The organism is Halomonas sp. AOP5-B2-8, from assembly GCF_052376475.1.
GTDB lineage: Bacteria > Pseudomonadota > Gammaproteobacteria > Pseudomonadales > Halomonadaceae > Vreelandella > Vreelandella casei.
This window is the reverse complement of the sequence record NZ_JBQSVS010000004.1, coordinates 129,076-140,858: the sequence shown is the minus strand read 5'-3', so window position 1 is coordinate 140,858 and position 11,783 is coordinate 129,076. Positions and strand designations below refer to the sequence as shown.

The 11,783-nt window shown below is 51.7% G+C and carries 10 protein-coding genes; 3 read left to right on the top strand and 7 right to left on the bottom strand.

The window, feature by feature from the left end; translation table 11 throughout:
• Positions 1-77: 77 nt before the first annotated feature.
• A complete protein-coding gene (mapR, locus tag ACT3RP_RS10765; protein WP_441685633.1) occupies positions 78-1,499 on the top strand; it encodes a GntR family transcriptional regulator MpaR in 1,422 nt (473 codons plus the stop codon).
• Positions 1,500-1,501: 2 nt separating this feature from the next.
• Here the strand turns inward: mapR and ACT3RP_RS10760 are convergent, their stop codons facing one another.
• The 4 genes from ACT3RP_RS10760 to ACT3RP_RS10745 all read right to left on the bottom strand — a co-directional run bounded on the left by ACT3RP_RS10760 (position 1,502) and on the right by ACT3RP_RS10745 (position 6,205).
• Complete coding sequence (locus ACT3RP_RS10760; RefSeq protein WP_096277322.1) at positions 1,502-2,140, bottom strand: hypothetical protein; 639 nt, start codon at positions 2,138-2,140, stop codon at positions 1,502-1,504.
• Between the two features lie 519 nt (positions 2,141-2,659).
• Positions 2,660-4,066, bottom strand: a complete 1,407-nt coding sequence (locus ACT3RP_RS10755; protein ID WP_441685636.1) for a Na+/H+ antiporter NhaC family protein — start codon at positions 4,064-4,066, stop codon at positions 2,660-2,662.
• Between the two features lie 33 nt (positions 4,067-4,099).
• On the bottom strand, positions 4,100-5,389 hold the full coding sequence (locus ACT3RP_RS10750) for an NAD(P)/FAD-dependent oxidoreductase (RefSeq protein ID WP_483393759.1): 1,290 nt from the start codon (positions 5,387-5,389) through the stop codon (positions 4,100-4,102).
• 6 nt (positions 5,390-5,395) lie between these two features.
• On the bottom strand, positions 5,396-6,205 hold the full coding sequence (locus ACT3RP_RS10745) for an IclR family transcriptional regulator (RefSeq protein ID WP_483393758.1): 810 nt from the start codon (positions 6,203-6,205) through the stop codon (positions 5,396-5,398).
• Between the two features lie 236 nt (positions 6,206-6,441).
• Between ACT3RP_RS10745 and ACT3RP_RS10740 the strand changes: the two genes are divergently transcribed.
• Positions 6,442-7,716 (top strand): O-acetylhomoserine aminocarboxypropyltransferase/cysteine synthase family protein, encoded by a 1,275-nt coding sequence (locus ACT3RP_RS10740; protein ID WP_483393757.1) that lies wholly within the window; start codon positions 6,442-6,444, stop codon positions 7,714-7,716.
• 181 nt (positions 7,717-7,897) lie between these two features.
• Complete coding sequence (locus ACT3RP_RS10735) at positions 7,898-7,984, top strand: small membrane protein YohP (RefSeq protein WP_441685660.1); 87 nt, start codon at positions 7,898-7,900, stop codon at positions 7,982-7,984.
• Between the two features lie 440 nt (positions 7,985-8,424).
• On the opposite strand, the gene hxsA is transcribed toward ACT3RP_RS10735, so the two are convergent.
• Genes hxsA through hxsB form a run of 3 tightly spaced genes read right to left on the bottom strand, consistent with a single transcriptional unit; the run spans position 8,425 to position 11,783 of the window.
• Positions 8,425-9,069, bottom strand: coding sequence for a His-Xaa-Ser repeat protein HxsA (hxsA, locus tag ACT3RP_RS10730; protein WP_483393756.1), 645 nt, complete (start codon positions 9,067-9,069; stop codon positions 8,425-8,427).
• Positions 9,066-10,292 (bottom strand): His-Xaa-Ser system radical SAM maturase HxsC, encoded by a 1,227-nt coding sequence (hxsC, locus tag ACT3RP_RS10725; RefSeq protein ID WP_483393755.1) that lies wholly within the window; start codon positions 10,290-10,292, stop codon positions 9,066-9,068. Before hxsC ends, hxsA begins: the two co-directional genes overlap by 4 nt.
• Positions 10,293-10,295: 3 nt before the next feature.
• Positions 10,296-11,783 carry a His-Xaa-Ser system radical SAM maturase HxsB gene (gene hxsB / locus ACT3RP_RS10720; protein WP_483393892.1) on the bottom strand — a complete coding sequence of 496 codons (1,488 nt, stop codon included), beginning with the start codon at positions 11,781-11,783 and terminating at the stop codon, positions 10,296-10,298.

Genomic DNA, 11,783 nt, shown 5'->3' with positions numbered 1-11,783 from the left:
TAACCATTTGATACAATTAAGAGCACAGAAAGCAACCCTGTATTTGAACAAGTAATAAAACGACGGTGACCTGCCCCATGAAACGCTATGAGCAATTTGCCGATGAGATAGCCGCGCTGATACGCGAGGGCGTAATAAGCCCTGGGGAGCGAATACCTTCAGTTCGCCAAGCCAGCCGCCATCATGGCATTAGCCCATCTACGGTATTTCAGGCCTATTACTTACTGGAAAACCAAGGGCTGATCACTGCTCGCGCACGTTCAGGCTATTTTGTCCGCGAGCATGCGCAGCGCCTGCGGGATGAACCACGCGTCACGCTGCAACACGCAGACCCGGCGGAAGTAAAAGTGAGCGAGCTGGCATTCTCCGTGCTCGATTCACTGCAGGATACACAAACGGTACCCTTTGGGTCCGCGTTCCCCAGCCCCGAGCTTTTTCCACTGACTCGGTTAAGCACCAGCATGACTCGCGGCTTACGCGCTCTTTCGCCACAGCAGCTGGTGGCTGATATGACTGCAGGGCATACCGGCTTACGGCGGCAAATTGCCTTGCGCTACATGCTGGGTGGCATTCAACGACCTATCGAAGAGCTAGTTATTACCAATGGTGCCATGGAGGCGCTCAATTTAGCCCTGCAGTGCGTGACCCAGCCGGGCGATCTTGTCGCGGTCGAATCGCCCGCCTTTTATGCCACCCTACAAGTGTTAGAGCGGCTGAAATTAAGAGCGGTGGAGATTCCGGTACATCCTCAAAACGGCATCGACCTTGAGGTGTTGGCAGAGCGACTGGCGTCACTCCCTATTAAAGCCTGCTGGTTTATGAGCCATCTGCAAAATCCACTCGGCGCCAGCCTTAGCAAAGAGCGCAAGCGGATTCTTTACCAGCTGTTAAAGCAGCACCAAGTACCGATGTTAGAAGATGATGTCTATGCGGAGCTTTATTTCGGCAGTGCGCCCCCCGTCCCCGTAAAAGCCTTTGATGACGAGGGACTGGTCATCCACTGCAGCTCTTTTTCAAAGTGTTTGGCACCGGGCTATCGCGTCGGCTGGGCAGCGGGTGGCCGCTATGCCAAGGCCATCTCACGGCTGAAGCTAATGACGACCATTTCGCCGTCTATTCCAGCACAAGCGGCTCTTGCCGATTATTTGCAGCACGGCGGGTTTGATCGCCATTTGCGTAAGCTCCGCCACGCTCTAGAAGCTCAGCAAGCCAGTATGCTGGCCGCTGCAAACCGCTATTTTCCTGCCCAAACCCGCATAACGCGGCCTGCAGGCGGCTACTTTTTATGGGTCGAGTTCCCGGAACATATTGATTCACTGCGTCTATTCACCATGGCGCTTGATCACGGCGTTAGCATAGCGCCTGGCCCTATTTTCTCGGCGACGCAGCAGTTTCGCCACTGCATACGCCTGAGCTACGGCCATCCCTGGACTGCCTATAGCGAGCACGGCATGGAAACTCTCGGAAAGTTACTACACAGCCAACGGCGTTTGGAGTGACATTAAACGCTCACTCCACCCTCGCCTGAGTTCACATGCCGACTTAGCTTACCGATTTGATAAATATCGTTCATATACATATCAAACCTTGAAATACAGAACGTCATAAAGATTAATACATAAATAATAATCATTAAATAAAACGGCTCATTAATCCATAAAAGTGCGGACGCCGAAAACTTATAGTGAATGGTATAGATACTCATCCCGCCTAAAAGCTGTGCCAAAAAGCAGTTAATAATAACAAGCGTTATTAGCAGGCCACGCACGTCAAACGTAGGCAGTTTCGTTACCCAAAACGATAGATGCTTTACTTTAATATCACCGTTATAAACCAACTTTTCTCTGCGCCTTAGTAGAGGAATGGCATAGCGCCCCTCTTCCTCATCATTAAATGCCGTCAAGGCCATTTTCCGCGTAATACCAGGGCCAAAAACAGCAGCAGCGGCTTGGCCAAACTCTGCCTCTGAATGCTCGTTTGAAGACGTTTTTGCTTTGGCAGAGAGCTCTGCTAAGCGGGCTTTATTCGCTCGCGATAATTTCTTTTCATTGCCGACATTTATATTATGGTTAACGTCATACACTTGGTACAAAGCGGCCGTTACGCCCACAAGGATTATGACAAAAATAATATAGATCAAAGAACGTCCTCCACTTGCTGCTTACCCATCAAGAGCCGTCGAAAAACTGACCGCTATTTGCCTTCATTACATCGACATCACGCTATCTATGCATGAGAACTATGCCTATACACCCTTGATCTGTACAGGCTCAGAAAGCCACTATAAAGACAGATCAGATCAGCGCGGCTAAATGAGCTGATCGGCACCCTGATCACTGGCTACATGCATCCGGATGATCTCGCGGCCAGCCACAGCTCCATTCAACGTGTTATGAGCGGTCAGCCTTATATCGATTTTCGCAATCGTGCATATCCTATGGTCTGCTCGCTGGTATGAAGAAGAAAGAGTGCGTGTTGGCGTGGCGCGGGTGATCGTGTGCTTTACACGATGGCCACCATGCTGACACTCTGCTCAGCTATGCAGATGCGCATATTAAAAAGCACCGCTGGATCGCTAAATAAGCACCGCAGGAAATACTAATAACTCCTCTTTTGCGCCTATGCCCTGCGGTGCGCTAACTCCGGCATGAAACAAGCCTCACAGCATGAGGCCGATCAATAGATACGCGACCAGAGTCACCAGGGCGACAGCGAGCGCAAAGGGAATTTGCGTCTTGATATGGTCAATGTGGTCGGAAGCGGCGCCGGTAGAAGCAAGAACCGATGTGTCCGACAACGGCGAGCAGTGGTCCCCAAACACACCGCCGCCCGCGACTGCGGCGACGGTGGCATAGAGCAATGGCGTAATGGCATCTGCGCTGAAATTGAAGGCGAGAGGTACGGCTAACGGCATCATAATGGCAAAGGTGCCCCATGATGTGCCGGTGGAAAAGGCAATGACGGCGGCAATCAAAAACGTCATGGCGGGTAGTAACGCAGGCGTCAGCCAACCGGCGGTTGCTTCAACAATGTAGTTGGCCGTGCCCATATCTTTTGACAGCTGATTCAGCGAATAGGCCAGCGCCAGAATGATGATCGCGGGCATGACACCCTTCATGCCGGAGAGTGAGGTTTTCATAATATCGTTGAAAGGAATGCCCTGCAGGCGCATGACAATCCCTAAGAACACCGACGCCGCCAGGAAGGCTTCCATGGTCTTGGCCGAATCCATCACAATAAACGTCCCTACCGCCACACCGATCACCACCATGACCGGGGCGAAGAAGTTCCAAAATAGGCTGGTGCGCACACCTTCATAAGGTGGAATATCGGTTAGCTCCTCTCCCACCAGCGGCTCAGCACCATCACGCAATACCTTGCCTTCTTCTTGGGCCCGACGCTCAGCTTCACGCATTGGTCCGAAAAGCGGAATAACGCCAACAATCACCAGCCCCACCACCAGCACAGAAAGAAATGCATAAAGGTTGAAGGGGATGGCATAGAGAAACACACTCATTGCCTGCGCCGCATTCTCGATAGGGCCCATACCGATCAGCAGCCCAGAGATAAATACCGCCCAGCCGGTGATAGGGATCAGAACGCTCACGGGGGCTGAGGTTGAATCCGCGATGTAAGCGAGTTTTTCACGGGAAACACGGTAGCGGTCCGTCAGGCCACGCATCGTGCTGCCGACAAACAGCGGGCTGAAATAGTCACTGAAGAAAACAAACATCCCCATGACCCAGGCAATCAGTTGAACCTTCACACGCGATAAGGCACGGCGCTCCACCCAGGCAGTAAAGTTTTGAATAGCCCCCGTCCGCTGGAAAAAAGCGATCACCGTACCGATGAATAGCTCGAGCAACAATATCCAGGAGAAGCTCGTCGTGCCCAGCGTTTCCTTTAACAGCGTCGGAAACCCCATCAACCCATTGCCCAGGGTGATTACCCCAACAAAACAAGCAACGGCCAATGAAAAAACGGTATTACGCGTGACGAACGCCAGCACAATCGCAAGTGCCGCCGGCAGGATAGACAACAGCCCAATATGCTCTTGAGGATTCATTGTAATCTCTCTTTTTTATAATAAAGGTTGGGATCAGGTTTCGGATTTCGCTTTGAGGCGCTCTACTTGGCTGGTTAGATAAAATCCTAACCGGCGCACAGGATCAGGCGGCATCCAACTAGCGGTGCCAAACAGCGATGCAATATCCTCAACGGGCTGTCCCAGCGCTTTGCGCGCCAGCGCATCGCCCAGGAAGGTGCCCTTGACGATCCCGCCACCATTACACCCTGCCGATACATACAAATTGGGCTGAATCTCACCCCAGAATGGCGCGCCGTTATAGGTAAGCCCGGTGGTGCCTCCCCACATCTGGTCAAAGCGCACGGGGGCGATGTCGGGATAGCGAGCTTCAAGGCTTGCTCTTAATCCGTCTTCGACACGCGCGTTATCGGCTTCGCGCTCATAGCTGTAGCCTGAACGAATCATCAATCGCCCGTCGGCCGTGGTGCGCAGCGTACAACCCAGCCGGTGCGCAGGCAGCAGCCCCCAGGTTGTAGCAGCAATACGCTGACGATCCCGCTCCGCTAATGGCTCGGTAATAGCGGCATAGGTATAAATAGCCGTTAGCCGCGAAGAGTCGGCACCGAAAGCCCTCGAAAAAGCGTTATTGGCGAGAATCACTCGCCCAGCCAATACTTCACCTTCCGAGGTCGAAACACGCCACTTTTTGCCGTCAGGCACAATCTGCGTGGCGGGCGAATATTCGTGCAGCTCTATTCCGGGTTCCAACGAATCTGCCAAGCCCGTAATCAATGCGGCTGGCTGGACCAGATAACAGTCCGGCGAATAAAGGCCATGCGAGTAATAATGGGTACCAATTTTTTCAGCGAGCTGGCCCCCACTTAAGGTCTGATAGGACAGTCCAGCAGCGTTAAGAAAGTCTTCGTACTGTTTAAGTGAACGCTGGCCTATCGCGCTTCTGGCCGCTCGGTAGGTGCCGCTATGCGCTAACTGGCAGTCGATACCTAGACGCTCAACACGCTCACGTAGCAGCGTCATCGTTTGCCGGCTCAACGCGTTTAACTGCCCCATGCGCTCAAGCTCTTCGGGCCGAGCGTCGTTCGCTAAGGCAATTTCCAACATGAAGCCAGAATTGCGCCCCGGGCTACCTTCACCGACTCGATCAGCCTCAAGAATTTTGATGCGATCATCCGGCCGCGCTTGCTGCCAGGCAGTGGCCGCCGCAAAGCCGGTATAACCCGCGCCGATGATGACCACCTCTGCCTCAGACTGACCGTTTAACGCTGGGCGCACCTTTCGCGAAGGTAGCCATGAATTCCAGCCGCACGGGCGCTGGTGGGAAGGGTGTGTGAGGAGTTTCATGATGATTCAATCCAAATACAAAAGGCCGTGGGCCTTGTTAACCATGGCAGCCACTTCATCCTGCATGCCTTTGAGAACATCCGCCTTGTGGCCAGCTGTCATACGCGATTTCAGCATAGAGCAGCTCATAGCACCCAAAGGATGACCGCTGTGATCAAGGATAGGAATGGCCAAGCCGCTGTACTCGGGCAGCAGAGATCCCTCCACGCCGTGAGCATAGCCATGGGTGAGTAGATAGTGTATTTCCGCTTCAACATCAGCAACGGCGATCGCGTATTCGCTAAGCAGTCGTGCGGCGTTATGGCTGAGTATATCGCTGCGCTCGTCAGCTTCCAGATAGGCAAGCAAGGCGATAGATGCTTGGCCAACACCTAACGGCAGGCGGCCGCCCGTAGCGCTAACGAAACTGCCCACAGGGTAGGCGCCGTTCTGTACTTCCAAGCAAACAGCATTAAAACCATCGCGCGCAAAGAGATAAAAACTATCGCCACAACGATGGGCTAAAGCCAGCAACCTTGGCCGAACCAGGTCACGCAGCCCGGCGCCATTGCCCGCCTGAGCGCCGAGCACCAGCAGTTCATACCCTAATAGATAGCGCCCACGAACAGGAGAAGAGCGCAAAAACCCTTGCTGCTTGAGCCCTTTTAATAATCGATAAAGCGTTGGGCGACTGAATTCGAGCGCATCGAGATAATCATTGATGCTGGCACCACGGTGCCCGCAACGTGCTGTGATTTGCAGCACCTGCATGGCATGAACCAACGTCGAGGGAGTCTGTTGCGTATTTCTACCGGGTGAAGGCATGTGTGCAGGCATGGCGCGCGTCATTTTTTGTTGGTGTGGCTTAGAACATAGCAAGACAACTTTACGATTTCATCTCACCAAATGAGACACGGCAATCTTGACAGCCGCCTGCCGAACAGGCCATCGCCGATACATAGTGACCTCACTCGGCCTTCGATTGAGGCAGGGCATCCGACTAAACGACGTTGGCTCACCCGCGTCGACTTCTCTAAGATCAGGGCTACTCCTCTCTTTCACGAGCTGCCTTTATGAAACCTGAAACGATCGCCCTCCATCATGGTTACTCACCGGATTCGCAAAATGCTGTTGCGGTTCCGATTCACCAGACCACGTCATTTTCCTTTGACAGCGCACAACACGCGGCGGATCTGTTTGACCTGAAAGTGGAAGGCAATATTTATTCTCGCATCATGAACCCGACCTGCGCCGTGCTAGAGCAACGAGTAGCCGCGCTGGAAGGCGGTATTGCGGGCCTAGCGGTAGCATCAGGAATGGCAGCGATCACCTACGCCATTCAAACCATTGCAGAAGCGGGCGACAACATCGTCTCGATTAGCGAGCTGTATGGCGGCACCTACAACCTGTTCGCTCACACTTTGCCGCGCCAGGGCATTCAGGTGCGCTTTGCCGACAAAGACGACATTGCCGGCATCGAAGCGCTAATTGATGAGCGCACGAAAGCAGTATTTTGCGAAAGTATCGGCAATCCCTCTGGCGGGATCGTCGACCTGCGGGCGCTTGCAGATGCCGCGCATCGTCACGGAGTCCCGGTGATTGTGGATAACACCACGGCCTCACCGTTCTTATGCCGGCCCATTGAACACGGGGCGGATATTGTCGTCCACTCGGCCACCAAATACATTGGCGGCCACGGCACCACGGTGGGTGGCGTTATTGTAGACTCTGGCAACTTCCCGTGGGCGGAACATGCCAACCGGTTTCCGCTGCTGAACGAGCCGGATGTCTCCTATCACGGCATTTGCTATACCCGCGATGTCGGCGATGCCGCCTTTATTACCCGCGCACGCGTAGTGCCGCTGCGCAATATGGGCGCGGCGCTGTCTGCTCAAGCAGCCTGGAATCTTCTGCAGGGGCTGGAAACACTGTCACTACGGATTGAGCGGATCTGCGCTAATGCGCTAGCGGTCGCTACGCATTTAGAAGGTCACTCCCAAGTGGCATGGGTGCACTATGCCGGGCTGGAAAGCCATCCCGATCACGCATTAGCCCAGCGCTATATGCATGGCCACGCTTCGGGCATTCTTAGCTTCGGGATTAAGGGTGGCCAAGCCGCTGGCGAGCGCTTCTACGATGCGCTTTCGCTTATTTTGCGGCTGGTTAATATTGGCGATGCTAAGAGCTGCTCCTCTATTCCGGCCTCTACCACGCACCGCCAGTTGAATGACCAAGAGCTACAAAAAGCCGGCGTCACCCCGGACATGGTGCGCCTATCAATTGGCATCGAGCATATCGACGACCTGCTGGCCGATATCGACCAGGCGCTTGCCGCCTCCCAAGGCTAGCGGTGCCCCGGGCGCGCTGGGGCAGTTAAACTAATCGCTTCCAGTGCGCCTTGATCAGCTTAATACTGATAGAGTATGGAGTGGCTCAATTCGTTGGCGCAAACTAACGTTGGCTTCTATGATAAAGTCATAACCAGCGTTAACTCAGGATGAGCTAACGAGATAAACAAAGGAGAAGAGCATGTTGAAATTTTTAGCTAGCACCGTCGGTATCATCTTTATGATTGGCCTGATAGTTGTTATTGGCCTTCTAATGCTGATCTTCTAGCAAGGCTCGCATTAATTTTTCGCGAAAGAAAAAAGCTCAAGATTTACTGTTACAAGACCCTATCCACAAGACTGCTATGCGGTTGAATTGCTTAGGGTTTTTTATTTTCTCTATGTTGAAAATTATATTTTCAACATTTCTCAAAATCCCAAAATGTTAAGAAATCAATATGAAATAATATTTTTTAAGCTGCCCAGCGCCTGAAAGATCATTCTTTATAACGTTAGAAGCTAAAAATTCTATATATAAGCAGCAGGCTCTTTTACAACTTATCGGGCGCTCGCGGGAATTTAATCTAAACTCCTAGACTTTATGGGTCGCGAGAACTCTAGGTACGTCATATGCAGGAATGAGGTACTTTTCAAAATGATGGCATGAGCCCACAGACAAAAATATTTTCCGAAAATGCTGCTAGATTACTATCCTAATTTCACTCTCCACTAGCGGATCACTATCCCTAGCGCATTTAAAGTTGGCGTATCCATCCGGCCGTTGACTTCTATCCCAGAGTCAGCTTGGAACGACATAAGAGCTCCTCGGGTTTGACTGCCCATTATTCCGTCTAGCGCCCCATTGTAGTAACCCTTAATCATCAACGCTGTTTGTACGCGCGTAATGAGTTCGGCAAGATCACCACTATCCGGCCTTCTTAGGGGCGTTACACGAGAAGAGTCGGAGGAGTGTAAAGAGGGGGAGGAATCACTATTTAGATTGGAGCCAGCGCTGGAACTTGGACTTGAGCTAGTCGATGAGCCAGCGCTGCTATTTGTTGTATTTGGCACAGATCGAGTAGGCGGTGGCGTGTAAGTGGATCGCGGTGCACTGTAGCCGCTCGATCCACTATAATGAGAGCTGTGAGAGCGGTGAGAGCGGTGAGAACTATGCGAGCGATGGGCCGCATAGAGGTTCACCACATCCTCAGCATTAAGCGTATTTCTGAATACAGGGGACTCACCACCAGAATTACTTCCCCATTCAAACCCTTCAAGCGCTTCTGGCCCCGCATAGGCAAATGGGGCACCCACCATAGGAATAAGTGCCATGGTCTGGCCAAGTAGAAACTTCCAACGTGTCAACAATTTCATGAGGCACTCCTAACGTATTCAGCAAGCTCTTCTGTAGTTATTGAACGTATTCCACGACTCTGCCAGCGAGCAGTATGAGACTTGAAGAAACCAGCACAGCGTTCCACTCCCGCACAGCTTTGACAGGTGTCGATAAACAGGTTTTTCCAATCTGAAATACTTTGGCGATAAAAAGGCATTAATGACGGTTTTAAGACACAAAGCGGCAGGTTATACACCGACACATTAATACCTCTTGTATCCAGAAAGTGTGCCGCCTGGCCCAGCTCTTCCTGATAATCCATCGGATCAATCCAAAGCTCTTCGTAATGCTTCTTTGCTAACCCCATGTTCTCTATCCCCATAAGCGCAACATGCTCGACAAAGGGCATATTTCGGAAGATAAAATGGGCAAGCTCAGGTAGGCGGCGTGTCGTCAAACGGCTCAACACTACACGAATCTCGATTCGCTGATTCGCCCTGGCAAGATTGTAAATGCCCTGTATCGTCTCACTGAAAGCGCCTGGTGCTTGCACTACATAGTCGTGGTCGTGGGCATTATCTGCATACAGTGGCACGCCCCAGGTCAGTTGCGGGTGATCAACGCTTCTTAAATCTTCAATCCAGGTTGGGTCATTTAATAACCGGCCATTACTGAGAAGATGAAGGGACTTTTCTGGAAGCTGCTCTTTAGCCTTTCGAAGAATTTCCAGTAGCCCATCTCGATAAAGGGTTGGCTCTCCACCGCTAATCCCCAGTTGCTCTTCGCCTGGATCAACTAAGTCCATTAGACGAAGATTTTCTTCTACATGCCAGGCATCGTCAATATCCTTCGGCGGTTGCGAGCACATCAAACAGAGACTGTTACATCTGTCAGTCATGAACAATAGGTTACTGTTAGAACTGCGGCGATAAAGCACCCGAACGACTGGCGATCCAGCCGATAGAACAATCACGTCTCCAGGCTGTACCACCCGAGGATCCTTTGGACTGAGAAGCTGAACGCCTTGAAACGTATTCGACGGGGTAGGTCTTGTGGCAAACAGCACGCCCCCCACCGGCAACGACATCAGTTGATAGCTGGCTTCTGAGGCGCTATCTAACCATAGCATCAGGTCATCAAAATCTGCCATCCCTGCGCAGGCAGCTTTCCCTTTCTCAATGAACTCGGAAAGTGTTACTACCTTGAATAATTTAGTGCCGCGAAGATTATGAATCTCGAACTGAGTATCAAGTCTTAGCATATCTCACCCCCGATACCCAGCAGACGGGAGATCAGCTAACGAGCGGCGCGACATCCAGGATAATAGAACACGCTGGGCTTGTTCATCATTCCCACGCAGCAAACCAAGCAGATGAATTAGTAGACTCATATTTCGTTGGCAGAAGGCACTAAATGCCCGATGGCCTATTGGATCACCTTGGCGAGCGTAGTGCTCTACAGGATCTGCACCACAGAAAGGAACCAGAGCACAATCCGAGCACCCCGGCAGCGCCTCCGCAACACCTGCTGAAAGAATCAAATCAACTACCGGGGACGCGAGTAGCTCATTCAGTGACTGACTAACATCACCTAAGCGAAGCCCGTCTTCTCCCATTTCCAGCAGCATTCGAGCTTCATCTGAGGGATAGACACTACCATCGTAGTTGTACACCAGTACGCCAACTCCAGCACCAGCGGGCGAGCGAAGATCTACGTAGCCTGTTGAAAATGGTGTCAGAATATTAGTTAGCAGTAGCGAGGCATAACCTTCGGAAAGATAGGCCCCTTGGGAATTAACACTGACGAGGTAAGCTAGTGCTTTTTTATAGAACGCGATGTACTCGCTTACTGGGTAGTCCAACCGCAACTCTGACTTTTTGGCAAACCCGTATGGGCTTAACGGGCGTAGCGATATGCTGTTAAAGCCCTGTGCTACATACTCATCAATGATCGCTTCAGGATACTGTAAGCTTCTTGCAGTCAGCGTAGTAAGTGCAGAAACCTTATCCTCACCAAGCCTTTCCCGTACTCTGCGTATACCCTCAAGAGTACGCTCGTAAGAGTCTCTCGTTGGTGTTGGTCGATTGGCATTATGCAGAAAAGCCGGACCATCCAAGGATGTAGAAAAATGCACGTCATGCTCTTGAGCGAAGTCGAGCATCTCCTCGCTCAGCTGATGAAGGGTACTACTGATAACGAACTGGATGTTGCGCTTTTCGATCTCGTTACGTTGCTGAATAGCCTGAATCACTTGCTGAATACGATCAAAAGCCAGAAGCGGCTCGCCACCCTGAAACTCAACAGTTAATACGGGTGACGGCGATTCAAACAAACGATCTACTGCCAGGGCAGCATGCTCTGCGGACATATCGTGGCGAGCATTACCCAGGGGAGCGCGTGATACCTGACAGTACTGGCATGTATGATTGCAGCGCAGCGTTACAACAAAAATATGTAGAGCGGGTCCGCCGAATAAAAAGCCTTTACGACTACGGTATTGCGCAGCCATTTCTGGCAGCGGATCATGCATGCCAGGCTCATAAATAAAGTGGCGCGCGAGCAGGTTCCGGTACAAGTCCCCATGACAATCAATCTGCTTATAGATAAGCTGGCTTAACTGCGGCTCAGTTACAAATAAGTATTCGCCTGTCTCGGCGGTGATCAAAACGTTGTCATTTTGCTCATCATCTAAGCGCATGAAACGAAATGGCAAAAGTTGATAGCTCGATTCCTTGGCAATCAACTGGCGCAC